Genomic DNA, 26,257 nt, shown 5'->3' with positions numbered 1-26,257 from the left:
CGCCGGAAAGGGAGTCAATGGAATCTAAAGAAAGTGTGGAACGGATCGGCTTTCTTTACGTATATCCCTGTGCAGCCTTGTAACCTAAACCTTTAGGAGTTCGTCCATGCGTCCCCTTGCTTTTGCCTTGCTTGCCTTCAGTGTGGTCAGCCTCCCGCCTGCGCGGCTACGTGCCGCCGCCGTACAGGCTGCTGCGGCAAAGACCAACATTGACGACACCTGGCAGGGCACGCTGCACGCGGAAAAAGACCTCCGCACCGTCGTCAAGATCAGCAAAGATGCAGACGGCAAGTTGAAGACGCAGTTCTTCAGCATTGACCAGGGCGGACGCCCCATTCCCGTGGACGGCACGACGTTTCAGGACGGTCAACTTGTTCTAAAGATCGATGCGATTGATGGCCTATACACCGGCACTCTGTCGCCGGACGGAACCACCATCACCGGCCAGTGGAAGCAAGGCGATAAGCCTCTGCCGTTGATTCTCGTGCGCGTTACTTCGGACACAGCATGGGCTATCCCTGAACCACCCAAGCCCGTAGCGCCCATGGCTGCAGACGCGAATCCGTCGTGGGATGTCGCTACGATTAAGCCCGCTCCGCCGGACGAAAAAGGCAAAGGCTTCGGCGGTCCGCCGCGTCACTTCCGGACCTTTAACACCACGCTCAACGACATGATCGCCTTCGCCTACAACGTGAACCCGAAGCAGATCGTGGGCGGTCCCGCATGGATGGAGACCGACAAATTCGACATCGTTACCGGTGAGCCAGATGTCCCCGGTGCTCCCACCGGAACGCAGGTAAAAGCCATGCTGCAAAAGCTGATGGCGCAACGCTTCGGCCTGAAGTTCCATGAAGGCAAGCAGCAGATGTCAGCCTACGTCCTCACCGTCGCAAAAGACGGCGTCAAGATGACGAAGACCGACGGTGATGAACATAGCGGTGGCGGTTTCCAGTTCACCAAGCTTGGTCATCTCATCATGCGCAATCAAACCATGGACGACATCTGCCACGGCTTCCAGGGTGCGGTGTTTGATCGCCCCGTGGTGAACCACACAGGATTGCAGGGCCGTTACAACGGCACGCTCACATGGACGCCCGACGAAACGCAGTTCGCTGTCTTCAATGTAAAAATTGTGCCGGACGAATCTCCGGATGCGCCGCCGCCTATCTTCACTGCTATCCAGCAGCAGAGCGGCTTGAAGCTCGACGCGGAAAAGACCGCCGTTGATGTCATGATCCTCGACCACGTCGAAAAACCAAGCGAGAACTGATTGATCCGAGCATTGTCCATTCAATCGAAGGCGCGCCCTTCCGCAGCAGCGCTGCTATTTCTCTCCGCAGTGACGGCCTCTGCCGCAGAGCATCACGGACGCGTACTCACCAACGGCCTGCCGTTGCCCGGTGTCACGGTCACGGCCACGCAGGGCGACAAGAAGCTCGTCGCCACCACCGACGCACAGGGCATCTTCCAATTCCCAACGATTGATTCGGGACAGTGGCACCTCCACATGGAGATGCAGGGCTTCCGCGCTGTCGACGCGACCGTGACCATCCCGGAGATAACGCCTGCTGCGCCGGTGGAGTTGCAGATGATGCCGCTTGCAGAAGTGCTTGCTTCCGCAAAGGCCATGCTGCCCAACGCGCCTGCGCCGGTCGTTACCGCCACAGTGGAAAAGCCCGTAGCGAAAGGAAAGGCGAAGGACGCTGGTGATACCTCGGCTCCGCCGCCACCGCCATCTGACTCGGCCGCTTCGGCAGAGCCAGATAAGAGTGCCGACGGCATGCTCATCAACGGCAGCGAGAACAACGCCGCCACCAGCAAGTATTCGCTTGCACAGGCCTTCGGTTCGCGTCGCGCCGGCAGCAAGAAGCTATATACCGGCAGCGCTGGCTTCCAGCTCAGTGCATCGCCTTTCGATGCCAAGCAGTACTCCGTGACCGGCCTACAACTGCCCAAGCCGTCGTACACGCAGTTCACCGGCCTCGCTGCCATTGGCGGCCCCATCCGCATCCCGCATCTCTTCTACAACGGGCCAAACTTCTTCGTCCTCTATCAGTGGACGCGCGATAACAACGCCAGCACCATTCCCGGTCTTGTACCCACAACGGATCAACGCAATGGCATCGTTGCCGGTACCATCGTGAATCCAGCCACTGGTCTTCCCGTCGTTGGGCCGGTGCCCATCAGCCAGCAGGCTGCGGCACTGCTCGCGCTGTATCCGTTACCCAACATCACCGGCAACACCAGTTACAACTACCAGACACAGGTCGTAAACGGCACGCACGCGGACGCAATGCAAATGCGCCTGGATAAATCCATCGGTCGCCGAGATTCGTTCTTTGGTGGATTTGCCTTCCGCAATCTGCGTTCGGACACTGCAAATCTCTTCCAGTTCCGTGACACCACCAAGACCTTTGGCATCGACACCAACGTGCACTGGCAGCATCGCTTCCCGCACCAGTTGTTCGTCGATACCAGCTATCGCTTCTCGCGTCTGCGCACGGACATCACGCCGTTCTTCGCGAACCGCGTCAACATCAGCGGCAACGCAGGCATCACGGGCAACAATCAGGACCCCACGAACTGGGGCCCGCCAGCGCTTAGCTTCTCCAGCGGCATCGCCGGGCTTACCGACGGCATCAGCGCTTTTGACCGCAATCGAACCGATGCCGTCTCCGTCGAAGCGACGTGGACGCATCGCCGTCACACCGTCACTTTCGGTGGCGACTACCGCCGGCAGCAGTTCAACCAGCTCGCACAGTCCAACCCGCGCGGCAACTTCACCTTCACCGGCGCCGCATCCGGCAATGACTTCGCAGATTTCCTCCTCGGTGTGCCCTCTGCCAGCAGAGTCGCTTACGGCAACGCGGACAAGTACTTCCGTCAGTCCGTCACTGGTCTCTTCGTCACGGACGACTGGCGCATCAAGCCGGAACTCACGCTCACCACTGGCATTCGCTGGGACTACGGCTCACCCAATACCGAGTTGAAAGGCCGCCTGGTCAATCTCGACGTCCTGCCAGGATTCACCAATGCCCAGCCCGTGCTTGGCTATAGCCCCGTTGGTCCACTCACCGGCGAACACTATCCGTCTTCGCTTGTACGTCCGGACTTCCGCAAATTCCAGCCGCGCTTTGCTTTCGCATGGCGTCCTCTGCCCGCGCAGCCACTTGTTATCCGAGGTGGCTACGGTATTTACGCGGACACGTCTGTCTATCTCAATGCGGCAGAGTCCATGTCGCAACAGTCGCCGCTGTCCACCAGCCTCAACGTCTCCCGCAGCGCCACCTGCCCGCTCACCATGGCGAATGGCTTCATTAACTGCGCCGGAACAACCTCGAACACCTTCGCCATCGATCCCAACTTCCGCACCGGCTATGCGCAGATATGGAAACTGAGTGTGCAGCAGGACCTGCCCGGCTCCATCGTGCTCACCGGAACGTATCTCGGTTCCAAGGGAACGCACGTGCCGCAGGAATTTCTGCCCAACACCTACGCGCCCGGCGGCACCGCTACATGCGCCTCCTGCCCGCGTGGCTTCGTCTACCGTACTTCGTACGCCAACGCCATCCGTCACTCGGGTGAAGTGCAGTTGCGCCGTCGTCTGCGCAGCGGATTCACCGCAACGCTGGATTACGTCTTTGCCCACTCCATCGACAACGCCGCATTCCTCGGCGGTGGCGGCACAAACGCTACGGCAGTCTCATCGGCTCTCACGGCTTACAACACGCCGCCTGAATCCGTTGCGCAGGACTGGTTGAACCTCCGTGCAGAGCGCAGCCGTTCTTCCTTCGATCAGCGTCATCTGTTGAAGTTCACGCTGCAATACACCAGCGGCATGGGCATGGGCGGCGGAACACTCATGACGGGCTGGCGCGGCAAACTGCTCAAGCAGTGGACCATCGCATCCGAGTTCGCTGCGGGCAGCGGCCTGCCACAAACGCCCATCGTTGTGTCCACGATTCCCGGCACAGGCTTTACCAACATCCTTCGCCCGAATCGCACGGGTGCAGATGTTTACGCAGCGCCCACCGGCTACCATCTCAACTCCGCCGCATACGCAACGCCGTCGAACGGCCAGTTCGGCAACGCGGGTCGCTACTCCATCGAAGGCCCCAACTCCGTCACATTGGATACCTCATTGGCACGTGTCTTCAAGTTCCGCGACCCGTACAGCTTCGAACTCCGTGTCGACAGCACCAATATCCTGAACCACGTCGTCTACACGGGCTGGGTCACCACCCTTCCCGCAACCACCTTCGGCCTGCCTGCGGCAGCGAGGGACATGCGACAATTCCAACTCAGCGGGAGGCTTCGCTTCTAACCATGAAATCTCTCGTACTCATCGCAACCCTCGCGCTCGCAACCTCGGCCGTATCGCAGCAGATTGGCACCAATCAGCCGCAGGGACAGGACGGCTCATACACGCTTAGCGTCAAGTCACAACTCGTGACTGAAGCTGTCGTTATCAAGGACAAGAGCGGCAAGTTCATCCCCAACCTCACCGCCAACGACTTCACCGTAACGGAAGACGGCACACCGCAGAAGATCCGCGTCTTCGAGCATGAATCGTTGCCCGTCGACGCCGAGCCGCTGCCCAAGCAGGACCCCAACGACGAACAGGTCAAGATCTACAAAAAGCTCGCGCGCACGTCGTTTCAGCAGTCTGCGCAGTACAAGGACAAGCGCCTCATCGCCATGTATTTCGACATGACGGCCATGCGTCCTGACGATCAGTTACGCGCATTGCAGTCTGCGGAAAAATTCATCCGCACCCAGATGACCTCTGCCGATCTCGTCTCCATCCTGCGTTATCAGGGCGGCTCCGTCGACGTTCTGCAGGACTTCTCGCAGGATCGCAACAAGATGCTCTCCATCCTCGAAACCATGATCGTGGGCGAAGGGCAGGGCAATGACGAATCCGTCAGCGACGACAGCAGCGCAGACACAGGCGCAGCCTTCGGTCAGGACTCCGGCGAGTTCAACATCTTCAACACCGACCGTCAGCTCTCCGCGTTGCAAACAGCAGCCACCATGCTCGGCGCCATGAACGAGAAGAAGATTCTTCTCTACTTCGCCAGCGGCCTTCGTCTCAATGGCAACGACAATCAGGCGCAGCTCCACGCAACCGTTGAAACTGCCGTGAAATCCGGTGTTTCCTTCTGGCCCATCGACGCACGTGGTCTCGTCGCCAGCGCACCGCTCGGTGATGCATCGCAAGCCTCACCCGGCGGTCAGGGCATGTATAGCGGCGCATCTGCAACCGCCGTCAACGATCGCTTCCAGCAGTCGCAGGACACGCTCTACGCGCTCGCTGCAGACACCGGCGGCAAATCCTTCTTTGACAACAACGATCTCAACGCAGGCATCGTTCGCGCGCAGAAGGCCATCACCGACTACTACCTCATCGGCTACTACACAACGAACACCTCGCTCAACGGCGCATTCCGCAAGATCAAGATCACCGTTGCCGATTCGCTCAATGCCTCGCTCGACTATCGCAAAGGCTACTACGCGAACAAGGAATTCGGTAAGTTCAACGGCACCGAAAAAGAGCGTCAGTTAGAAGACGCGCTCATGCTCGGCGACCCCATCACCGAACTCACCATCGCGATGGAGTTGAATTACTTCCAGCTCAATCGTGCAGAGTACTTCGTTCCGCTCACGGTCAAGATCCCCGGCCGCGAGCTCGCACTCGCAAAGAAGTTCGGCAGTGAACACACCGTCATCGACTTCGTCTGCGAAATCAAAGATGAAATCGGCGGCAACACTGTCACCAATCTGCGCGACAACGTCGACGTAAAGATCAGTGACGCTACCGCTGCAGAACTCGCCAAGCGTCCCATTGAATACAGCACTGGCTTCACGCTGCTGCCGGGTCGCTACAGCATCAAGTTCCTCGCACGCGACGACGAAACGGGCCGCATTGGCACCTACCAGAGCAGCTTCATCATTCCGAACCTGAACAAGGAAACGAAGAAGCTGCCCATCAGCTCTGTCATCCTCAGCAACCAGCGCGTCGACACCAAATCCGCACTCTTCAACACCATGAAGGGTAAGGATCAGGCCAAGGCCGACGCGGTGAATCCGCTGATGAGCGCCGAAGGCAAACTCATCCCATCGGTCACACGCGTCTTCCGCACAGACCGCGACCTTGAGATCCTGCTGCAGGCGTATCAGGGCGCACCGGCAGCACCTGCAACGGCTCCAGCCACACCCGGCGCTGCGGCTCCTGCAGCTTCAGCTCGCGGACCCCTGGTGGCATACGTCTCCATCTTCCGCGATGGCAAGAAAGCAATGGAAACGCAGGCAGTCAAGGCCGAACCCATCGCCGAAAGCCGCCTCGGAACCACACCCATCCGCATGAAGGTGCCGCTCACAAACCTTACCGCAGGCGAGTACGACATCCAGGTCACCGTCCTCGACCCTGCAGGCAACCGCATCGCCACATGGCGAGGCCCCATGGCCATCGCACGCTAAGCGAAACTGCAAACAACACAAAGGGCACGGAGACATCCGTGCCCTTTGTGTATTTCAGTGACCACAACTAGCGAAGCATCACACGGTGATGCTGAGGGAAGTGGATAAGTTAAGTAGTAAAACTAACTCTTAACAATCACCGCTTCCGGCCGCGAAGCATACTCCGCCCACGAACCGTCATACAAACTCAACTTCTCAGCCCCGGCTAACTCCAGCGCCAGCGAAACCACCGCCGCCGTCACACCCGAACCACACGTCGTCGTGCAAGGCTGCGAAAGATCAACACCCTTAGCCGCAAAGTACTCCCGCAGTTCCTCCGGCGACTTGATCTTCCCATTCACCGCCAGCTCCATAAACGGAGCATTCACAGCACCCGGCATATGCCCCGACGACAAGCCAGCACGGGGCTCCGGTGCCGTGCCATCAAACCGACCCTGCGCTCTCGCATCCAGAATCTGCTCGACGCCAGCAATCTTTCCTTGCAACTCCGCAAACGTAGTCATCACTCCCGGCTTCAACTCCGCCGCAAACGACGCACGCTCCCGCGCGACCTCACCGCTCTCCGTGGGCAAAGCGGCAGCCTTCCAGGCGTCCAGACCGCCATCCAGCAGGTGCACATCCGTCGCGCCGAAGCTGCGCAGCATCCACATCGCACGCGGGGCAGAGAACACCCCCACCTGCTCGTAGACAACGATGGTGTCGTCCTTCCCAATGCCCAGCGCCTGCATGCTCGCGCCAAAGCTCTCGGCGGAGGGCAGAGTATGCGGTAGCGCCGAGGAATGGTCGCTAAGGTCATCAATCGAAAAGAAAACAGCACCCGGCAGATGCTCCGCCACATAGCGCCCACGCGTGTCTACCGGAGGCGTCACACCCACCGGAGGCATCGTCGCATCCACCAGAACCAGCTTCTTGTCGCCCAGCCGATCCGCTACCCACTGCGTATTCACAATCAGGTTCATAAATCTCAGGTTAGCAGCCACCGGGTTGACCTTCAGCGCCATTCGGAGTCTCATAGAAACAAGGACATGGTCTCCATCCGGGCAAAAGCGCGCTGCTTCTGGTTCCTGCTGGCACTCACAGGCCTGTTCGGCATGTTCACGGTCCAATCCACCTACACGCTCAAGTTCAACCACATCCCCGGCAGGCTGAATGCCCGTGCCGGTGGCACAGTGGCGTCCATGTCGCAGCGTGAGCGCGTGGAGAAGGTCGCTGCGGAAGTCGCGCAGGCAGAGGAATCTCCTGCTCTCGACCTGACCATCGCAATGGAGGCTCCCCAGCCCCATATAACGCCGCTTCGGCAGCGCACAGATTCAGTCCCACCCGCATCACCGGGCCTCTGGCCTCCACCACTTCTCTTCCGACCACCGCCAGCACTCTCCGTCGCCTGAAGCCCTCGCGCAGCTTTGTTTGCGCGCAGTTCCTTCTTGTTTGGCACCCAACGGAGAGTTTCGCCATGACATCTGCCTGCCCCACCACATCAGAGCGCCAGCAGCGCCTCCTGCAACTCGTCGTGGATCATCGCAATTACTTTCTGCGCATCGCCCACCGCATCCTGCACAACGAGCACGACGCGGAAGACGTCCTGCAGAACGCCTTTTATTCCGCATGGAAAGCGCTCGACGGCTTCCGTGAAGACGCCCAGTGGAAGACATGGTTCACCAGCATCGTCATCAACAAAGCGCTGGCCCTACTGCGTTCGCAGAAGGTGCGTCTCGCCGCGTCCATTGATGAAGACCCGCTGCTGCTCTCGGAGTTTGAAATGCAGCGCGCCGACCACATGGAAACCCCGGAACGCGCACTCCTTCGCAACGAAGACCACAGCATCCTGCTACTGCGCATGGAGCGTCTGCCCGCAGGAACCCAGGCGGTCCTCCGCATGCGCTACTTTGACGAACTCTCGGTCGAAACCATCGCAGCCCGTCGCGGAGCCACGCCACGTAGCGTGGAAGGCCACCTGATGCGCGGCAAGAAACTTCTCCGCCGCGATGCCCACAAAACACCGCGCCAACTCCTGCGTCCCACACCCCGCGCATACGCCGCAACCGCCGCATAAAACCCACAGCCGCGTCGGTGTGGAGTAGAAACACCGGCGCGGCCTACAATAAAAGGTGCATGTCTTCCGAACAGATCGTCGAACAGACCACCGCGCCCGAAGAGCCGAAGCGCTACCAGCCCAACGAGATTGAGCCGCGCCTGCAGGCCGTCTGGGATGCTGACCCATCGCTGTACGCCGCAGACCCCATCGCCACCAGCAAAAAACCGAAGTATTACGTGCTGGAAATGCTCCCGTACCCTTCCGGCAAGCTGCACATGGGCCACGTCCGCAACTACTCCATCGGCGACGCCCTCGCACGCTACCAGTGGATGAACGGCTTCAACGTCCTGCACCCCATGGGCTGGGACAGCTTCGGTCTGCCTGCTGAAAACGCAGCCATCAAGAACAACACAGCCCCGCGCGAATGGACGCTGAGCAACATCGCGGAAATGCGCAAGCAGATGCAGCGCATGGGCCTGTCGTATGACTGGTCGCGCGAAGTCACCACCTGCCTGCCCGAGTACTATCGCTGGAACCAGTGGCTCTTCCTGGAAATGCTGAAGCGCGACCTCGCCTTCCGCCGCAAGAGCAAGGTCAACTGGTGCCCCAACTGCAACACCGTGCTCGCCAACGAGCAGGTCATCGCAGGCTGCTGCTGGCGCCATGAAGACACGCTGGTTGAACAGCGCGACCTCACGCAGTGGTTCTTCCGCATCACCAACTATGCAGACGAACTGCTCGACGGCCTCGACAATCTCGAAGGCTGGCCGGAGAAGGTGCGCGTTATGCAGCGCAACTGGATCGGCCGCAGCGAAGGTGCTGAAGTCACGTTTGCCGTCGATCAATGCACGGACAACATGACCATAACGGTCTTCACCACGCGCATTGACACCATCTTCGGCGCGTCATCCTTGCAGCTTGCACCGGATCATCCCATCGTCCAGCACTGGGCTGGTGGGGACGCGGAGCTGTCCGTCGAAGTCGACAAGATGCTCGCCGAGCAGAAGACCGCACGCGACACCGACATGCTGGGCGAACTGCCAAAGCACGGCGTCCCCACAGGCCGTTTCGTCATCAACCCCTTCACGGGCGAGAAGCTGCCGGTGTGGATCGCCAACTACGTGCTCTCCGGTTACGGCACCGGCGCAGTCATGAGCGTGCCCGCGCACGACGAACGCGACTTCGAGTTCGCAACGAAGTACGGCCTGCCCATTAAGCGAGTCATCGCGCCCAACCTCGACACCGACGACCTGCCTTTGCCCTACACCGACAAGGCAGAATCTGTGTTGATCGACAGCGGCGAATGGACCGGCGAAGCCGTGCTCGAAGCGCAGGACAAGATGTCGTCCTTCGCAGAGAAGAACGGCTTCGGCAAAAAGACCACCACCTATCGCCTGAAGGACTGGGGCGTCTCGCGCCAGCGTTACTGGGGCACACCCATCCCTGTCGTCTACTGCGACAAGTGCGGCATGCAGCCAGTGCCGGAAAATCAGTTGCCCGTACTGTTGCCAGAGAACGTTGACCTCGCAGTCGTCGATGGCTCACCGCTCTCGCGTGCAGAAGACTTCGTCAATACGACGTGTCCGAACTGCGACGGTCCCGCGCGTCGCGAGACAGACACCATGGACACCTTCGTCGATTCGTCCTGGTACTTCTATCGCTATACCGACGCGCGCAACAACACCGCGCCCTTCGCTAGCGAAGCCGCAAATTACTGGTTCCCCATCGACCAGTACATCGGCGGCGTCGAACACGCGATCCTGCACCTGATCTACTCGCGCTACTGGACGAAGGTCATGCGCGACATCGGTCTCATCAAGAACAGCGAGCCCGCAACGCGCCTGTTCACGCAGGGCATGGTCATCAAGAACGGCGCGAAGATGTCCAAGTCCAAGGGCAACGTCGTCTCGCCCGACGACATGATCGCGAAGTACGGCGCAGACGCAACGCGTATGTACGCCTTGTTCGCTGCACCGCCAGACCGCGATCTGGAGTGGCAGGAAGAAGGTGTCGCTGGCGTCTATCGCTTCCTCTCGCGCGTGCATCGCCTCACCACCAAGTACGCCGCGCTGCATCGCGCAACAGAACACACGCAGACCCTCGAAGGCCTGAGCGTCGACGGTCAGCACCTCCTGCGCACATTGCACCAAACCATCGCGAAGATCACGTTGGACTTCAGCGGTCGCTGGCACTTCAACACCTGCATCGCTTCCGTGATGATGCTGGTGAATGAAATCTCCGCCAGCGAAGCGAAGATGGACAACGGCGACATCTCGCCCGCAACCATCCGCGAAGTCTTCCGCGGCCTCGTGCTGTTGCTCGCACCGTTCGCTCCGTTCCTCTCGCAGGAACTGTGGACAGAGCTCGGTCACACCGGCATCGTCTTCCGTCAGCCCTGGCCCATCGCAGATGCAGAGCTCGCGCGCGAAGATGAAATCGAAATCCCCGTGCAGGTCAACGGCAAACTCGTCAACGTCATCAAGGTTGACGCAGCCGCTGACGCAGACACTATCAAGGCCGCGGCAAAGGCCGATGAGAAGGTGGCAGCACGCATTGCAGGCAAGACCATCGTCAAGGAGATCTTTGTCCCCGGCAAGATGGTCAACCTCGTTGTGAAGGGATAGTTCGTTTGGTTAAGGAACAGCAGCGCGCCACGCAGGGATTCGTCGCCACACTCACACAGGTGCGCAACCATCCCTCGTGGGTGCTGCTGGAAATTGCATGGCGATGGCTCTTCGGCATCCCCGCCGTCGCCATCGTCTACATACAAGCCTCCAAAGTCTTCGCGTCGGTGCCGTGGCAAGCCACCAACATTGAAGCCCTTACGGTGAACCAGCTCCTCACCGACCCCATGAAGGCTTCCGCCACCATTGCTGATTTTGTAGCAATCGTTCTGCCCGGTCTGCTGCACGTTGCATCGTGGCTCGCACCGGTGTTGCTTGTTATATGGGCCATCGTCTCCGGCATCGGACGCACCCTCGTCCTCCGTCGCATGGACTCCACGTTGCAGCCGCGCATCGGCACCATGATCGCGTTGCAACTCCTGCGCATCCTGCCGCTGGCCGCATTGTTCACCGTGTGGTTCTTCGGCGTGCAGGCGCTCGGTCGCTGGACCATCGTGAACCCCATCGCCAGTGGCGGCGAACCAATCATCATGGCCTACGTGGGCGGCGTTATCGTCCTCACGCTCGGCCTCTTTGTCGTCTCCGCACTCATCGGCTGGATCTTCAGCCTCGCACCGCTGCTTTCTGTGCTCAACGGCAGCGGCGTGGGCAGCAGCATTTCGGAGGCGATCCGCACCGGCGGCCTGCGCAGCGGACTGATCGAAATCAACCTCGTCCTCGGCATCGTGAAGATCGCGCTGATGATCCTCGGAGTCGTCTTCTCCGCCTGCCCTCTGCCATTCCAGACCGAACTCACCGACCAGTTCCTCTTTGACTGGAACTGTGCCGTAGCCGTCTGGTATTTCATCGCATCTGACTACTTCCACGTAGCGCGCCTCGCAGGCTACCTCCAGCTCATCCGCCCGCAATCCACTCAGATTTCCGAGTAACACTCCCGACATTCCGCGCATCACAGCTTCCGTCACGTTTTGTGGAGGAATTACGGCTATGTCCTTTGGTCTTTACGTCTTCGGCTACATCGTCATCATCATTGGCGCAGCCTATCTGCTGCACCTGGCGCACGTTCCGCAGCACTGGATCGCCGGCCTGGTCATCGTCCTTCTCGGCGCAGGCATCGTTACCGGCGTCGCAAATACCCGGCAGAAGGACAAATCCGAATAGCGAACTCCCGGCGAACATTCACAGGCGCGTCTGTAACCCGCGGAAGTTACAATCAGGCTTGTGGACAGTTCAACCATTGTCATTCTGGATTTTGGAGCGCAGTACACGCAGCTCATCGCCCGCCGTGTACGTGAATTTAATGTGTTCTCCGTCGTTCTGCCTTGCACCGCCTCGCTTGAGAGCATCCGCGCGCAGAATCCCATCGGCATCATCCTCTCCGGCGGCCCCAGCTCCGTGTACGACGCGGACGCGCCCAAGGCCGACGCCGCAGTCCTCAAGCTCGGCCTTCCCACGCTCGGCATCTGCTACGGCATGCAGTTCATGGCGCACCATCTCGGTGGTAAGGTAACGCCCGCAGACAAGCGTGAATACGGCGACGCCGTTGTCGACGTGAAGAAGAGCAACAAGCTCTTCGCGGGTCTTCCTGCAAAGCTCGATGTCTGGATGAGCCACGGCGACAGCGTCGTCGAACTCCCCGCGGGCTTCGTCATCGCAGGCGAAACGCACAACGCCATCTCCTCCATCGCGGACGAGAAGCGCAACATGTACGCGGTGCAGTGGCACCCGGAAGTCGCACACTCCAAGCAGGGAACTGAGCTGCTGAAGAACTTCGTGCTCAACATCTGCGGCGCAAAGGCAGACTGGACGCCGGCACACTTCATCACCTCCACCGTCGAAGCCATCAAGAAGCAAGTCGGCGACGGCCATGCCATCTGTGCGCTCTCCGGCGGTGTTGATTCCGCTGTTGCAGCCGTGCTCGTCTCGCGCGCCATCGGCGACCGCCTCACCTGCATCTTCGTCAACAACGGCGTCCTCCGCAAAAACGAGTTCGAGCAGGTGCAGAACAACATGCGCAAGAAGCTCGGCCTCAAGGTTGTTGCGGTCGACGCATCCAAGCGCTTCCTCTCGCAGCTCGGCGGCATCACCGATCCTGAAACCAAGCGCAAGATCATCGGCCGCGAATTCATCACCGTATTCGACGATGAAGCGGCACGCATCCTCGCCGACCAGGAAAAGCACGGCGAGCTGCAGCACGACGCCGCAGGCAACGAGATTGCATGGCTCGTGCAGGGTACGCTCTACCCCGACGTCATCGAATCCTCCAGCGTCAAAGGCCCGTCGCAGACCATCAAGAGCCACCACAACGTTGGTGGCCTGCCCGAGAACATGAAGCTCAAACTCATTGAGCCTCTGCGCGACCTCTTCAAAGACGAAGTGCGCCGCGTCGGTCGCGATCTAGGCATGCCTGAGGAAGTACTCGAACGTCAGCCCTTCCCCGGCCCCGGCCTCGCCGTCCGCATCGTCGGCGAAATCACACCAGAGCGCGTTGAGATCCTGCAGAACGCTGACGACATCGTCGTCAGCGAAATCAAGAAGGCTGGCCTCTACAAGCAGATCTGGCAAAGCTTCGCCGTCCTGCTGCCGGTCAAGTCCGTCGGCGTCATGGGCGACCAGCGCACCTACGCCTACACCTGCGCTGTCCGCGCTGTACACAGCGACGACGGCATGACCGCCGACTGGGTGCCGCTGCCCTACGAAGTCCTCAAGACCATCAGCAGCCGCATCGTCAACGAAGTCCGCGGCATCAACCGCGTCGTCTACGACATCACCTCAAAGCCACCCGGCACCATCGAGTGGGAATAATAGGTCGTACTCTTAAGTGTGTGTGTCCCGTCCGTGACAATGTCGCGGGCGGGATTTTCATTTGGTCGCAACCGTATTCGAGTGATGTGTTTTCACTGGACTTGCCATCCCTCGCTCGGTAGACTCCTGACTCATTCAGGAGTCCCTCCCATGAAATCTCTTGTGCTCGCAGCTGCCTTGCTCACGCCCCTCTGCGCCGCTGCTCAAACCGCGGCAAACGCCACACCCATGTCCACCATGAACACCTTCGTCAACGCCTTCAACAAGGGCGATATGGCAACCGTACATGCCGTTCATTCGGCTGACGGCGTCACCATCATCGACGAAGACGCGCCGTACATCTGGCAGGGCAAAGGGGCGCTCGACGCATGGCTCGCTATGCTGGACAACGTCGGCAAGGCAAAGAGCCAAAGCGAAAATGCAGTTGCATTGCGCAAGCCGCAGGTGCTCAACGTCTCCGGCAACCGCGCCTACGCAGTCGTTCCCGTCGAGTACACATGGAAGGAAAAGGGCGTGCCCATGCATGAACCCGCAACCATGACCATCGTCCTCCACCGCGGACCCGCAGGCTGGAAGATCGACGCATGGTCATGGAACGGCACGCCACCACAGCGCGTTGGTAAATAGCCGTTAGCGTTCCAGAACGACATGTGTGGCGGCCTCGGTCGCCACATGTTCTTTCACGCTGAATCCCAGCGAAGGCAGATCCAGTCCCGCCAACAGGTTCTCGCCACGCCCCAGCATCACAGGAGCCATCGCCAGGTGGACACTGTCCACCAGCCCCGCCTGCAGATACTGGCGAGCAGTCGAAACACCACCGCCAATGCGAACATGTTTGTCGCCTGCGGCCCGCTTCGCCTTCTCCAGCGCCGATTCAATACCATCCGTCACAAAGTAGAAGGTCGTCCCACCCTTCATCACAATCGGATCGCGCGCATGATGCGTCAGCACAAACGTAGGCACATGGTAAGGCGGCTCTTCACCCCACCAACCCTTCCAGCTATCGTCAGGCCAGGGTCCACGTACGGGGCCAAACATGTTGCGGCCCAGTATCCACGCACCATTTCCTTCCATCGCACGACGAGCAAAGATGTCATCCGCAGTATCCTCGCCGCTGACCTCTTGCCCCTGCATGGCACGAAACACCTTCGTAGGAAAGAACCACTGCATCAACTCCGGCCCACGCTTGCCCAGCGGATCATTCAAACTCTGCTCAGCACCCGCACCAAACCCATCCAGCGAAACCGAAAACCCCGCAATCCGAACTTTCCCCATGTGGCCTCTACTTGTTATTTGCGAAAAAAGTAATCGTCACATTCACCGTGTGTGTCTCCGGATGCGCAACAGAATCAAACTTTGCCGTGTACGGATCCAATGATCGCAGCGCGGAATTGTTCTGCAGGAACTTCTCTGCATAGATGGAATCCCACACAGCTCCTGCTTTCAGCTTCCAGTTTGCGTCAAAGTCTTTCCGCGCCTGTCCCGACAAACCCGTAATGTGAACACTGTCCACATGATAAACCTGACCAGGTGAAATCGTCAGCTCGTAAGCCACCGTATGATTCGCCGTGTCGGCTTTTAACGCAGGCACTATCGCGGCATCCACATACCCCTGCCGATGGTAAGCATCAAGAATCGGCTGATAACTCTCTCGCAACGCAGCAACCGATACCGTATCTCCTGCATGCACCTTGTTGCCCTTCGCAAAATCATCCGCAGAGAACAGTGCAGTTCCAGGCCATGTAATCGAAGCCACACGGTACGGTTCTCCTGGAACAACCTGCGCCGCAACAGTAACGTTCGCCGAACCAGTCGCGCCATCTGCAACAGTGCGACTTACATTGTCCAACTTCGCATCCACATAACCCGCATTGCGATAAGCGCTTAACAGTGTGTCGGAAAGATGGCTATCAATGCCTTCATTAAAAAGCGTGCCCACCAGTTGACCAATCGATTTCCGTTCACCGGGAGCCAACTCAGCGCTCACCCCAGCCAGCTTCACATTGCTCAGCACCAGTCGCGGTTCCGTCACGCGAAAGGCCACGGCTGCTGTTGGACGTTCCGGCGTAGAAGGTTTCTGAAATCCCTCTACCTTGGCATTCACACTCTTAGCTTTCAGCATCTCCTGCAGCGCATCCTGCACCTGTTGTTGCAGGTATCCTGCAGCGGGCAGTTTGTCTGCATAGAGAGGCACGCGCTGTTTCAACCCGGCTTCACGTTCTTCCGGTGTCAACCACGCAATGTTTTCGAATGAAACGGGCAGCATCGTCGCAGGATCGGCTGGCTTCAGTTTGAAGATCACATCAATGCCGCTGGCCGCCCCATTCAACGACATTTCAATATCGCCAAACGCGCCACTGTCCATAATGTGCTGCGCGGCATCGCTCATCTCTTTCTGGCCAATCTTCTGTCCAGGAGCCAAACCGCTAGCAGCCTCAAGCTGCTTCTGCGTATAGGGCGCGCCACCCTGAAATACCATGCGCTTTACGGTGTACTGGGCAGAAAGGGAAGCAGCAGCCATCAGCATGGCCGCAGGAACAGCAAATCGAAGCGAAAGCATAGCGCCGAGTCTAACTGCACCTACTGCAAAAGGAAAAGGCCATCGCCTGCGCGATGACCTCTCGTTTCCGTATTTGGGAAACCTACAATTCAGCCAACGACGAAGCACCATACTTCAGGTACCACGGCGAAGCCGCCTTCAGCGCCTCATTCACATTCTGAATGTTTTCCACGCCCGTGGTGTCCAGCCATGCTTCAAAGGCCGCCGCACCCTGCTGTGCGTAGATCTTGATGCCGTCGTACCACGTAGCACGACCGCACAGAACGCCATTGAACTTCGTGCCGCTTTCACCTGCCAGCGCCAGCGTTTCAATGAAGATCGGATTGGTCACACCCGCCGAAAGATAGATGAACGGCTTGTCCGTCACAGTCTCCGCATCGCGGAAGTACTGCAACGCCTGTGCACGCGTGTAGGCCGACTCGCCCTTGAACGCCTTCGTGCCTTCTACGAAAGTCATCTCAACCGGCACTTCCACCTTCAGCACGTCCACACCGTAGCGATCCTTGGTGAACTCTTCCATCGTCTTGGTCACAACGGACGGCTTCTTGCGCGCATACTCCAGCGTCTTCTCGCCCTTGCCGCCTTCGTCATAACCCACCGGCTCCAGGAAGAAGGGGATGTCGTGCCAGCGGCACTCATCGCCAATACGCTCAATCCACGCCTGCTTCAGGTTGTTGACGGTCGCATCTTCGTACGGCGTGTAGTACAGCAGAATCTTCACGCAGTCCGCGCCCGCTTCCTTCAAGCGACGAACACTCCACAGGTCCAGCAGATCCGGCAGACGTCCCGGTGTGGTCGCATCGTAGCCGGTCTTTTCGTATGCCAGCAGCAGACCCGCATCGTTACGCTGGCGTGCCGCAGGCAGACCATACTCCGGATCCAGCAGAATCGCCGACGCATACTTCGTCAGCGTCTTCGTTACCAGTTCCTTGAAGATGACCAGATCATCGCCCGATGCCGCCGAACCGCGTGCCGCGCCAATGGACTTCTGCAGCGATCCGCGCTGGTCCATCGCCGCTGCAGCAATCACGCCGCGTGCATCGGACACAGCCTTCAATCCCTTGATCTTTCCCGGTGTTGGCTTCGTTGCCACTGTCATCCTCCCTGTTTTGAATCGCTTCATTATTCTATCGATGCGCGAACACCGCATGAAAGGTGCAACACGGCTGCATCGCATCACGCACCGATAAACGCGCGAATACCTTAGCTCTGCAGCAGTTCTTCCTGCAACCGGATAAGTTGCCGGATGCCGTTTTCCGCAAAGTCAAGCATCTCGCCCAGTTGCGCCCGCGAATACGGCACCTTCTCCGCCGTCGCCTGCGTTTCCACCAGACCGCCCGAAGCCGTCATCACCACGTTCATATCCACTTCGGCCTGCGAGTCTTCCTCGTAAGCCAGATCCAGCAGAACCTGCCCGTCGACGATTCCTACAGACGTCGCCGCCACCAGTTCCCGCATGGGCGACTTTGTCAGCGTTCCGGCCTTCACCAGCCGGTTCAGCGCCAACGCCAGTGCCGCGCACGCTCCGGTGATCGCTGCAGTGCGCGTACCGCCGTCGGCCTGGATCACGTCGCAATCCAGCACAATCGACCGCTCACCTAGCGCCTTTAGATCCACCACGCTGCGCAGCGAACGCCCAATCAGCCGCTGAATCTCGTGCGTCCTGCCGCCAATCTTGCCGCGTTCGCTTTCGCGGGGCGTCCGGGTCAGCGTCGCCCTCGGTAACATGCTGTACTCCGCGGTAACCCAGCCCTTGCCGCTGTTCCGGAGCCATCCCGGCACGGTCGGTTCCACGGTGGCGTTACACAGAACGCGGGTGTTCCCAACCTCAATCAGCACGGAACCTTCGGCCGTGGCCACAAAATCCCCTATCAGACGCGTCGGGCGAAGCTCACCCGCCGCGCGGCCGTTGCTCCGAAAAATCACTTCGTTATTTGTACTCATCTCTTTAAGTATCGCCGATCAGCGTAATCGGAAAATTTCTTGGCTGATTCGTTCCATTTTGGGAAACGTTTCTCTCAGCGAACCACAAATAATACGTGTCCTCCGTGTACCTTTTCGGTTACTTTTCGAGCATTACTTAGGTCGCAAAGAGTACGTTAGTTGAGTAACCCAAGAACGATGCCCGAAACATTGATGCCCCTGAATACCTTCATGAGTCCCAGTCTTCCCTGCGAAGGGCAGGCCGATCCGCGAGACCTGGTCCCGGAAAAATCCCGTGGCGGAAACGTCCACAGGATCGTCTTGCCCAATCCCAATTCCTTGCCCGAAGGGGCGGACGATTCGCAGTCTTCTCCTTTTGGGTCGGACCGCAAGCTTGAGCTCCTCGTTGTCGATGATGATCTGCCCGTATTAAAGGCCTGTTGCGAAATCGCGTCAGGTATGGATTTCGTGGTTCATGCGGCAAACACGTCGGAGCAGGCGCGTGAGGTCATCCGTTTCTATCCCATTGACGTCGTGCTTATGGATTTGCGCATGCCGGGCGGGGGCCTGTCGTTACTGGAAGAGATCCGTCGAGCCCGTCCCCGCACTTCCGTCGTCATCATGACGGCATTCGCTACCGTGTCATCGGCGGTCGAAGCGATGCGCATGGGCGCCACGGATTACCTCACCAAGCCCTTCGCCATGGACGAACTGACCAGCATTCTCGACCGCGCCGGCCAGCGGCGGACATTCGAGATTGAAGGGCAGCGCGTAAAAGGCAGCCTCCGCGCCCAGGCCGGATTCGGCAATCTCGTCGGTCGTTCGCAGGAGATGGAAAAGCTCTACCGCATCATCTCCAAGGTAGCCACCGCAAACCATCCTGTTCTCATTCTTGGAGAGAGCGGCTCTGGCAAAGAGACGGTCGCGCGCGCCATCCATGCCAGCGGCCCATCGGCCACCCGCGGATTCCACGTTCTGGAGTGTGGCCAGCTGGCCCCGGCAGTGCTGGAAAGTGAACTCTTTGGTTTTGCCCGCGGCGCCTACACAGGGTTTGACCGTTCCCAGGAACCGCTGCTCGCGTCGCCTGACGGCGGCACTGTCTTTCTCGACGGCATCAGCGAAATGCCCCTGGACCTGCAATCGCGCCTCATGCGTGTCCTGCAGGATCGGCAGATCACACCTCCGGGTGCGTCCCAGCCCATCCCTCTAACGGCGCGTGTACTTGCTGGTTCCAGCCGCGATCTGGCAGCCCTCGTCGCGCAGGGCCAGTTCCGCAAAGATCTGTATTACCGGCTCAATGTCGTCGGTCTGCGTATTCCGGCCTTGCGTGAGCGCCGCGAGGACATTCCGCTGCTTTTGGAATATTTCCTCGAACGCATGCGTCGCGAACGTGCCACAACGTACCGTTTCTCGCCGGAAGCCATGGCAGTCCTCACTTCTTACGATTGGCCCGGTAATGTTCGCGAACTGGAAAGCGCAATCGAGCGTGCCTGCGCGCTCTCCAGCGGTCCTGTTCTTTACATGGGCGATCTACCCACGCAGATGCATCAGATGTCCCCGGACACTGCTGCGGCTCTCACGCGTGTGGACGAACGCCCATCAAACCCTTCGGTTCCGGTTGCGGACCGTCCCTCGAATCCCATCGTCTCCATTGCGGAGCTCGAACGGGAGGCAATCCTCCACACCATTCGCCAGCTGCACGGCGACAAACTCATGGCTGCAAAGTTACTCGGTATCGGGAAAACAACCCTGTATCGCAAACTCAAGGAATACGGCATCTCGGATATTTAGTCGGGCTCGATCGGAGGGATACTCTCCGACGTGCACTGTTGCAGATGTCGTCAACGAAACATTGTTTTTCTGTAAGAAGTTTTTAGCTGCTTTGGAATTGCTTTGCTTTTCTTGCTTCCCGCTTTCGTAACACCGTCGAGATGTGAGGCGGAAATATGGAGAAGACCGTACTGATCGTCACCGCCATGGAGGGCGCCGAGAACCTGGCTCGCGCCATATCCCGTGAAGCGGATGCAATCGTTGAAATCGCCAGGAGTCGGCGTGCCGCGTTGGCACGTCTGCGTCGAGGGCCAGTCACGGCATTGCTGTTGGATTCCGTCTTGTCCGACGCTGAGGTCGTCACTTCGGACATCGTGTGGCAGAACGCGGATGGCGCTGTGCCACTTGAGATCCCGCTCGCCAGTCTGGGAGCTATGGGAGTCGTGCGTCTTCTGCAAAGCGTTCTGGAAGGACGTCGACATGCGGAAACCGTCGGCCGAAGGCAGGCTGCGGTAGCCGTCGCAGAAGAACTCCAGTCCACCGTCACCAGCATCCTGCTGGAAAGTGACCTGCTCCTGCGTGACAAGGCGCTCTCTCCCAATCTCGCGGAGAAAGCCCGCGTTGTAAGGGAACTCGCAGACTCGCTTCGGATGAGGCTGGTAACAGGGTGCCCGGATTCCTCGCCGAGCTTGAGCTCTGCCATGTTCGCGCAGACAGCTGAATCCGTGTACGCAAGGTAGCGTTTCCCAGGTTCGCGTAAGCGAGCCTGGGCACCGCGACAAAGCGTCATCCTTACGCCTCTGCTATGCTGCCCAAGGCATCTGCACCCGCGGGGCCATCGAAACCCCGTATCCGCAGACAAAGCTTCAAGGAGAACCACCCATGTCCGAACAGGCCCCAGTTACCATCACCGTCCGCCCCAACGGCCCGCTCCGCGTGGAAGGCCACATCCGCCTCATCGACGCCGACGGCGCCGAATGGGACCTCACCGGCAAGCCCGCCGTCTCCCTCTGCCGTTGTGGCGCCAGCGAAAAGCGCCCCTTCTGCGACGGAGCCCACAACCGCGTTGGCTTCCAGTGCATGACCTCGCCCGGTAATCTCACCGGCAAGTAACCAACAAAGAAACAAGAAAATGCCCCGGACTGAGCAATCAGTCCGGGGCATTGTCATTTCCACACGACGCTTACTTTTCGGAGTACCACTTCTCCAGGTCGTCGTGCATTGACTTCAGCGCATCCACATTCAGATACACCATGTGTCCCGCCGGATAGTAGCCATACTTCACGTTGCCAAGCTGAGACTTCGGCAGCATCATCTGCGCCAGGTCATGCTCCGTGCCAAAGAACGGAGTCGCCAGGTCATACCAGCCATTCGCAGAGAACACCTTCAGGCTCGGGTTCTTACGCATCGCGTCTGACAGATCGGTCACAGTGTTCGGCTCTGCAGGAGCCTGTCCACCACCACCGCCGCCACGCAAACCAGAGGGACGGTGATGCCAATCCCAGTTACCACCCGGCGCGCGCAGATCGTACGTCGTGTCAGGGTTGTACTTCAACTCCTTCTGCATGTACTCGTGGAACGCACCCACATAAGCACCGGAAATGCCCGTGTCCGAAGGATCATAACCCGGCGTCTCACCAGCATCATCCGTGTCCGTGCCTTCAAAGCGAGCATCGTAACGGCCCAGCGTCAGACCCTTGTCGCGCAGCAGTTCCTTGCGGAAGCGCGAAGGATCAATGCGCAGCTTCACCTGCTTGCAGTACGCCACAGAGAGTCCCGTAAATCCTGCCAGCTTCGTGGCCACAGCATCGAACTCAGCCGCAGGCAGCATGTCACCCTGATCCAGCGCGGTCGCATACTCGCCACGTGTAAACTCGCGTGCCTTCTGCACGAAGTCCTGCATCGTGCCCGTGTGTGGAACCTTGTTGTGATACCAGGCAATCGCCGCAAAGCTCGGGATGTAGCGCTTCGTATCCAGGTCATAGCCCGGCGAGTTCACAAAGTAGTTCAGCACCGACGACAGCAGCGTCACGCCATTGAAAGCAATGCCGTCATTGTTCAGCGAAGCCACCAGCGCAGCCGAACGCGGCGTGCCGTAGCTCTCGCCAAACAGATACTTCGGCGAAGCCCAGCGCTGATTCACAGTGATGTAGCGCGTAATGAACTTGTTGAACGCGCGAACGTCCTGATCTACACCCTGGAAGTCCGTGGCCTTACCCTTGCCCGCTAGGCGCGAGTAGCCAGTCAAAGGCGCGTCAATAAAGACCAGATCCGACTTATCAATCAGGCTGTACTGGTTCTGCACCCACTCATACGGCGGCGCGCCCGAAGCCTCAGGGCTCTTGGTGATCACGCGGATCGGTCCCATCGAACCCATGTGCAGCCAGATCGTCGCCGAACCCGGTCCACCGTTGTAGAAGAACGTCACTGGACGCGACTTCGCCGGCACACCATCCTCGGTGTAGGCCACATACGACATCGTGCCAATCGGCTTCGAATCCTGCCCCTCACCATTGATCAGCAGAACGCCAACTGTAGCGGTGTAGTGCACAGCACGTCCGCCCGCAGTCCAATCATGATGCGTAACGGAGGTCGTCTCCGCCGGAATCGGCAACTCACCTTCAGCAGCATTGCCAGCAGGTGCAGCAGCATTCCCCGTACGAGCACGCTGCGGAGTAGCCGTAGCATTCGCAGCAGGTGCGTCAGGCTTCGGTGCAGCTGAGGCTTCCTGCGCGCAGAGCGAGAAGGGGAGCAGCAAAAACGAAAGCGCGGATAAAGCAATAAGGCGAGCGCGCGGGTCCAAAGAGAAGGTCCTCCGTTACAGAAACTGTTTATCGATAATCAGAGAGTAGACGACAACTCACGCATCCGTCGCGACAAATTCCGCAACATGCAAAAAGCGCACATGGGCGAAGCGTACAGCTCCACCCATGTGGCCCTCGGACACTGTGTCTATAAGCTGAAGACCCTACTGCGCCAGACTCGCAAGATAAGCGGAGATATCGACGATATCCTCGTCGGTCAGCTTTGCAACCACCGGTTGCATCATGCCCGAGTTCTTGCCATGCCGGGCACCCGTCTTGAAGTCATACAACTGCCGCCCTGTAGCACTCGGGCTACGTCCCGCAAGTGGCGGAATCGTATCGCCTCCACCATGCAGATCAGCACCGTGGCACGCAACGCAAGCCATCGTTCGCCCGCCCGCGCCCGTTTTCACCAGCACCTCACCCTTCTTAATGCTGCCCACTGGTACATAAGCCACAAAGCCTGACGTTGGATCACGCAACATGGTGCGATCAAAGCTTTCAGGCAATTCAATAATGCGATTGCCGATTGGTTCCTTTGCGCCACTCGGGTCAACGGCCGTCAACCGATGTGGTCCCGGCATCGTCTTGGGCACCGTATCGGTCTCAACCACCCGTACCCACTTTGCAGGACCGATGGAGTGAAAGTACTCCAATGCCTCTTTGGCATCGTCCGCAGGCAGCGCCTTTGCCACCGGAATCATTGTGATCACGCCCATGTTCACCACGGACGCATGCCGTAAGTCGCCCTTCATGTCCTCAAGCTGCTGTTGCATGTAGGCAACCGGCATCCCGTTGAGATTTTCCGTATCGGACTTGCCATAACCGTTGATCAAATGGCAGGTGCCGCACGCCCGGTACACACCAGGCTTGCCGTCAATGACTGACGTCGGAGCTTTCGGGTGCAGATCGGGGAACCAGTCCACTGCGCTCACGCCGTCGATCTCTTTCGTGGTGAATGCCTTTGTGCTGCCGGGCAGATGATGGGCTTCGCCATCATCAGGCGGAACGACAGCTGTTCCCTTCGGCGGCGTAGGCGTATAAGGCCACTGCGGCAAATCCGTGTGCTGCAACTCAGGCGGAGCCTCATAGCTCACGCGTGGAGTGCGCTGTGAACCTGCCTGGAACGCCGCAGCGGAAACACCAATCGTGAGCACTGCGAACGCAGAAAAAGTGAAGAGCCGATTTGCCATACTAGGTTGATACCATCCAGAAGTGTTCGGGGAGCTGCATCGGAATCTTCTCACACTGATCTACCTCGGCGGCCAGAGCGGGGAGACTCTGCGAATTACATCGCCCTACGCTCTTGTCCTCGCCACCATCGGCGTTCGCATATCCAGCTCATCATCGACTTGACCTTAATATCGCTAACATGGACTTCTCTGCTCGCGCTGTTCGAACTCGTCTCATCAGCGCCGCTCCTGTCATCACAGCGATCAGCTTGATGGCCGGTAACACCGGTCTTCTCTTAAGACGAGGCCTCCATCCGAACCTCGAAACCGCAGTGGGCTTTCTGTGGATTGCGTCCGACTACGCGCTTCGACAAAAATCGCGTCATCCAATCGCCGCGCCAAGATTCAACGCCGCAGGAGTCATCCTCGGAAGTCTCCTGCTCTCAGCAAGCGGCTTCCACGCAGACTATGTCGACTGGAACCGAGTAAGGACACCTCTCGGCTACATCCCCGCCGCAGCCATCGTAGGTTTCCAGAACGAATTGCGGCGCCTGGGCCAACGCCTCTCAGCATCCCGCTCCGGCATCGCCAAGTTAGTAGGAACAGCGCTGAAACATCCATACGCACTGTCCGCACTCATGTCTGCATACGGCGTCACAGAACTGATGAAGAGCGCCCTGCACGCACACGACCGTGGACTCATCGCCATCAGCGCCGCATACGGAGTAGGAACATTGTTCCTCTCATTGTTTGACTATGGGACCAAAGGCAGCAGGCTGGATGAAGCTTCCGATGAGTCGCTCACAACGCAAAGCACCAAAGCCGCGACTACATAGCAGCCAAGTCCCAGCACGAACAAAGCGCTTCTCAGTCTTTCTGACGCAAGGCAGACCATTGGCCATCAGCGCGGCCTTCGGCCTTCATGCGGCCGCCAGCTTTGTCGTCGTCGATCCATCCCGCCAACGCAGCCACAACAGGAACCGGTGTTGCCTTAGGATCGTCCTGCCAGCCACCCGCGAAGTTAAGTTCCACATAGCCATCACGCCACGTCCCACTCACTGCCAGTTCTTTTCCGAACGCGCCACTCCATGTGCCGGTGATCTTATTGGCCTCGCGATGCAGGTCCATCACGCCTTCAAAGCGCCCATAGTCGCTAGCGAACACAACGTTCCATTTCCCGGTAGCTTCGCCGCCATTCTTAATCGGAAGCGGGCTCGAGGGAGAAATGTGCAGATTCGAAAAGTAGGATTCCTCGCCGGGATAGCCCCACAGCCCAACACCGCCCCGCAGATCCTCACCTTTGAGTCCGTTGACGACAAGGCTTGGAGAGCTCGACCCATTCACAAATAACTGTGCGACCCGTCCGTGGATTTCAACCTTCACATGTGTCCATGTCTCCGGTTTCATATCGGCCCACGATTCGTAAACCCACGGCCACTGGCGACGCAGAGGATACCAATCGTAGCCGGGCTTGGCCACATACTGTACCGAGTGATTGCGCATCGCCTGGTCGTCCGATTGGGCGTTCTTGGGGCGAAGGTAAAACATGTCATATTTCGATCCGTCAGGGCGTGAACGGAAGGTGAGACCGGTGAAGCCCGGCATGCGAACACCAGGAGGCGTGGTGATCTTCACCGCAATATCGACCTCAATAACGCCGTCCTGAATCGATGAGCCATTCACGTAGGCGGAAATAACGTTGTTTTCCTGCGTCGTCAGGCGAACGGCTTTTCGACCAAGGTATTCAACCGCTTCTGCTTTGCCACCCATAACGGAAAGTCCAGCGGTATCAGCCAGCGCAAAATTCTGCGGGGCAAGCGAACCAACGCCAGAGGAATCCTGGGCACGGCAGGTGCACGTTGCAAAAACAAGTGACAAAAGAGAAAGCGTAAGAGCAAACCGGCTCTTAATACGGCGGTAAGACATAGAACCCAAAACCATGCGATGGGGTTTCATTGTTGCCTCTAAACTGACGGTAAGTGGCCTTAAACCGATGCAGGCAGGCAAGGTGCCATTGCATGTCGAAGATAAGTGACTGATTTAGAGCAGCATTACGCAACCGGAACGCAAGCGAGAGCACGCGA

22 protein-coding genes are annotated in these 26,257 nt (G+C 58.8%); 14 read left to right on the top strand and 8 right to left on the bottom strand.

All coding sequences use genetic code 11. From position 1 onward, the window contains the following. The first annotated feature begins 106 nt into the window (after window positions 1-106). The 3 genes from M504_RS16920 to M504_RS16910 are packed head-to-tail and all read left to right on the top strand — an operon-like array spanning window position 107 to window position 6,480. Window positions 107-1,270: a TIGR03435 family protein gene (locus M504_RS16920; RefSeq protein WP_047496114.1), complete on the top strand. Its 1,164-nt coding sequence runs from the start codon at window positions 107-109 to the stop codon at window positions 1,268-1,270. Further along, a complete protein-coding gene (locus tag M504_RS16915) occupies window positions 1,271-4,324 on the top strand; it encodes a TonB-dependent receptor (RefSeq protein ID WP_232296337.1) in 3,054 nt (1,017 codons plus the stop codon). Between the two features lie 2 nt (window positions 4,325-4,326). After that, window positions 4,327-6,480 carry a VWA domain-containing protein gene (locus M504_RS16910; protein ID WP_047496112.1) on the top strand — a complete coding sequence of 718 codons (2,154 nt, stop codon included), beginning with the start codon at window positions 4,327-4,329 and terminating at the stop codon, window positions 6,478-6,480. Window positions 6,481-6,602: 122 nt separating this feature from the next. On the opposite strand, the gene sseA is transcribed toward M504_RS16910, so the two are convergent. Further along, complete coding sequence (gene sseA, locus M504_RS16905; RefSeq protein ID WP_232296336.1) at window positions 6,603-7,481, bottom strand: 3-mercaptopyruvate sulfurtransferase; 879 nt, start codon at window positions 7,479-7,481, stop codon at window positions 6,603-6,605. Between the two features lie 24 nt (window positions 7,482-7,505). On the opposite strand from sseA, the gene M504_RS16900 reads away from it, so the two are divergent. The 7 genes from M504_RS16900 (at window position 7,506) to M504_RS16875 (ending at window position 14,571) form a co-directional block, all read left to right on the top strand. Then, complete coding sequence (locus tag M504_RS16900; protein ID WP_047496109.1) at window positions 7,506-7,868, top strand: hypothetical protein; 363 nt, start codon at window positions 7,506-7,508, stop codon at window positions 7,866-7,868. Between the two features lie 65 nt (window positions 7,869-7,933). After that, on the top strand, window positions 7,934-8,533 hold the full coding sequence (locus tag M504_RS16895) for an RNA polymerase sigma factor (protein WP_047496106.1): 600 nt from the start codon (window positions 7,934-7,936) through the stop codon (window positions 8,531-8,533). A 59-nt stretch (window positions 8,534-8,592) separates the two neighbouring features. Further along, a complete protein-coding gene (leuS, locus tag M504_RS16890) occupies window positions 8,593-11,139 on the top strand; it encodes a leucine--tRNA ligase (RefSeq protein WP_047496103.1) in 2,547 nt (848 codons plus the stop codon). A gap of 5 nt (window positions 11,140-11,144) precedes the next feature. Beyond that, a complete protein-coding gene (locus M504_RS16885) occupies window positions 11,145-12,068 on the top strand; it encodes a hypothetical protein (RefSeq protein ID WP_156993940.1) in 924 nt (307 codons plus the stop codon). Between the two features lie 58 nt (window positions 12,069-12,126). Then, a complete protein-coding gene (locus M504_RS22375; RefSeq protein ID WP_172838110.1) occupies window positions 12,127-12,300 on the top strand; it encodes a hypothetical protein in 174 nt (57 codons plus the stop codon). A gap of 60 nt (window positions 12,301-12,360) precedes the next feature. Beyond that, a complete protein-coding gene (guaA, locus tag M504_RS16880; RefSeq protein WP_047496096.1) occupies window positions 12,361-13,944 on the top strand; it encodes a glutamine-hydrolyzing GMP synthase in 1,584 nt (527 codons plus the stop codon). 150 nt (window positions 13,945-14,094) lie between these two features. Beyond that, window positions 14,095-14,571, top strand: a complete 477-nt coding sequence (locus tag M504_RS16875; protein ID WP_047496093.1) for a nuclear transport factor 2 family protein — start codon at window positions 14,095-14,097, stop codon at window positions 14,569-14,571. Between the two features lie 3 nt (window positions 14,572-14,574). Here M504_RS16875 and M504_RS16870 read toward each other — a convergent pair whose 3' ends face one another. From M504_RS16870 to rph, 4 genes are all read right to left on the bottom strand, one after another. Further along, entirely contained in the window at window positions 14,575-15,219 is a 645-nt protein-coding gene (locus M504_RS16870; RefSeq protein WP_047496090.1) for a dihydrofolate reductase family protein, read from the bottom strand. A gap of 7 nt (window positions 15,220-15,226) precedes the next feature. Continuing rightward, window positions 15,227-16,504: a POTRA domain-containing protein gene (locus M504_RS16865; protein WP_047496087.1), complete on the bottom strand. Its 1,278-nt coding sequence runs from the start codon at window positions 16,502-16,504 to the stop codon at window positions 15,227-15,229. A gap of 82 nt (window positions 16,505-16,586) precedes the next feature. Continuing rightward, window positions 16,587-17,597, bottom strand: a complete 1,011-nt coding sequence (locus M504_RS16860) for a tagatose 1,6-diphosphate aldolase (RefSeq protein WP_369792914.1) — start codon at window positions 17,595-17,597, stop codon at window positions 16,587-16,589. 110 nt (window positions 17,598-17,707) lie between these two features. Then, a complete protein-coding gene (gene rph, locus M504_RS16855; protein ID WP_047496081.1) occupies window positions 17,708-18,448 on the bottom strand; it encodes a ribonuclease PH in 741 nt (246 codons plus the stop codon). A 177-nt stretch (window positions 18,449-18,625) separates the two neighbouring features. Here rph and M504_RS16850 point away from each other — a divergent pair, with 177 nt between their 5' ends. From M504_RS16850 to M504_RS21880, 3 genes are all read left to right on the top strand, one after another. Continuing rightward, entirely contained in the window at window positions 18,626-20,218 is a 1,593-nt protein-coding gene (locus M504_RS16850; RefSeq protein WP_084214485.1) for a sigma-54 dependent transcriptional regulator, read from the top strand. A gap of 155 nt (window positions 20,219-20,373) precedes the next feature. Further along, complete coding sequence (locus tag M504_RS16845; protein WP_047496077.1) at window positions 20,374-20,937, top strand: hypothetical protein; 564 nt, start codon at window positions 20,374-20,376, stop codon at window positions 20,935-20,937. Window positions 20,938-21,079: 142 nt separating this feature from the next. Next, window positions 21,080-21,310 carry a CDGSH iron-sulfur domain-containing protein gene (locus M504_RS21880; protein ID WP_084214484.1) on the top strand — a complete coding sequence of 77 codons (231 nt, stop codon included), beginning with the start codon at window positions 21,080-21,082 and terminating at the stop codon, window positions 21,308-21,310. 70 nt (window positions 21,311-21,380) lie between these two features. Here M504_RS21880 and M504_RS16835 read toward each other — a convergent pair whose 3' ends face one another. Then, the gene (locus M504_RS16835) at window positions 21,381-23,000 is read right to left on the bottom strand and encodes a S10 family peptidase (RefSeq protein WP_232296335.1); all 1,620 of its coding nucleotides are present in this window, start codon (window positions 22,998-23,000) and stop codon (window positions 21,381-21,383) included. 165 nt (window positions 23,001-23,165) lie between these two features. Continuing rightward, the gene (locus tag M504_RS16830; RefSeq protein WP_052200964.1) at window positions 23,166-24,194 is read right to left on the bottom strand and encodes a c-type cytochrome; all 1,029 of its coding nucleotides are present in this window, start codon (window positions 24,192-24,194) and stop codon (window positions 23,166-23,168) included. A 179-nt stretch (window positions 24,195-24,373) separates the two neighbouring features. On the opposite strand from M504_RS16830, the gene M504_RS16825 reads away from it, so the two are divergent. Next, window positions 24,374-25,009: a hypothetical protein gene (locus M504_RS16825; protein ID WP_047496071.1), complete on the top strand. Its 636-nt coding sequence runs from the start codon at window positions 24,374-24,376 to the stop codon at window positions 25,007-25,009. Between the two features lie 31 nt (window positions 25,010-25,040). Here M504_RS16825 and M504_RS16820 read toward each other — a convergent pair whose 3' ends face one another. Then, a complete protein-coding gene (locus M504_RS16820) occupies window positions 25,041-26,129 on the bottom strand; it encodes a hypothetical protein (protein ID WP_232296334.1) in 1,089 nt (362 codons plus the stop codon). Between the last annotated feature and the right edge of the window lie 128 nt (window positions 26,130-26,257).

The sequence above is a fragment of the Terriglobus sp. TAA 43 genome (genome assembly GCF_000800015.1).
Lineage (GTDB): Bacteria > Acidobacteriota > Terriglobia > Terriglobales > Acidobacteriaceae > Terriglobus.
Note: the sequence above shows the minus strand (reverse complement) of the source record. Positions and strands in the feature narration are given on the sequence as shown.

Excerpts from the sequence above, each read along its gene's own strand:
- M504_RS16845 (WP_047496077.1), top strand. The coding sequence starts at position 20,374 with ATGGAGAAGACCGTACTGATCGTCACCGCCATGGAGGGCGCCGAGAAC.
- M504_RS16900 (WP_047496109.1), top strand. The coding sequence starts at position 7,506 with ATGGTCTCCATCCGGGCAAAAGCGCGCTGCTTCTGGTTCCTGCTGGCA.
- M504_RS16895 (WP_047496106.1), top strand. The coding sequence starts at position 7,934 with ATGACATCTGCCTGCCCCACCACATCAGAGCGCCAGCAGCGCCTCCTG.
- M504_RS16820 (WP_232296334.1), bottom strand. The coding sequence starts at position 26,129 with ATGAAACCCCATCGCATGGTTTTGGGTTCTATGTCTTACCGCCGTATT.
- M504_RS16850 (WP_084214485.1), top strand. The coding sequence starts at position 18,626 with ATGCCCGAAACATTGATGCCCCTGAATACCTTCATGAGTCCCAGTCTT.
- M504_RS16865 (WP_047496087.1), bottom strand. The coding sequence starts at position 16,504 with ATGCTTTCGCTTCGATTTGCTGTTCCTGCGGCCATGCTGATGGCTGCT.
- M504_RS16825 (WP_047496071.1), top strand. The coding sequence starts at position 24,374 with ATGGACTTCTCTGCTCGCGCTGTTCGAACTCGTCTCATCAGCGCCGCT.
- rph (WP_047496081.1), bottom strand. The coding sequence starts at position 18,448 with ATGAGTACAAATAACGAAGTGATTTTTCGGAGCAACGGCCGCGCGGCG.
- sseA (WP_232296336.1), bottom strand. The coding sequence starts at position 7,481 with ATGGCGCTGAAGGTCAACCCGGTGGCTGCTAACCTGAGATTTATGAAC.
- M504_RS16920 (WP_047496114.1), top strand. The coding sequence starts at position 107 with ATGCGTCCCCTTGCTTTTGCCTTGCTTGCCTTCAGTGTGGTCAGCCTC.
- M504_RS21880 (WP_084214484.1), top strand. The coding sequence starts at position 21,080 with ATGTCCGAACAGGCCCCAGTTACCATCACCGTCCGCCCCAACGGCCCG.
- M504_RS16910 (WP_047496112.1), top strand. The coding sequence starts at position 4,327 with ATGAAATCTCTCGTACTCATCGCAACCCTCGCGCTCGCAACCTCGGCC.
- M504_RS16870 (WP_047496090.1), bottom strand. The coding sequence starts at position 15,219 with ATGGGGAAAGTTCGGATTGCGGGGTTTTCGGTTTCGCTGGATGGGTTT.
- M504_RS16875 (WP_047496093.1), top strand. The coding sequence starts at position 14,095 with ATGAAATCTCTTGTGCTCGCAGCTGCCTTGCTCACGCCCCTCTGCGCC.
- M504_RS22375 (WP_172838110.1), top strand. The coding sequence starts at position 12,127 with ATGTCCTTTGGTCTTTACGTCTTCGGCTACATCGTCATCATCATTGGC.
- M504_RS16830 (WP_052200964.1), bottom strand. The coding sequence starts at position 24,194 with ATGGCAAATCGGCTCTTCACTTTTTCTGCGTTCGCAGTGCTCACGATT.
- leuS (WP_047496103.1), top strand. The coding sequence starts at position 8,593 with ATGTCTTCCGAACAGATCGTCGAACAGACCACCGCGCCCGAAGAGCCG.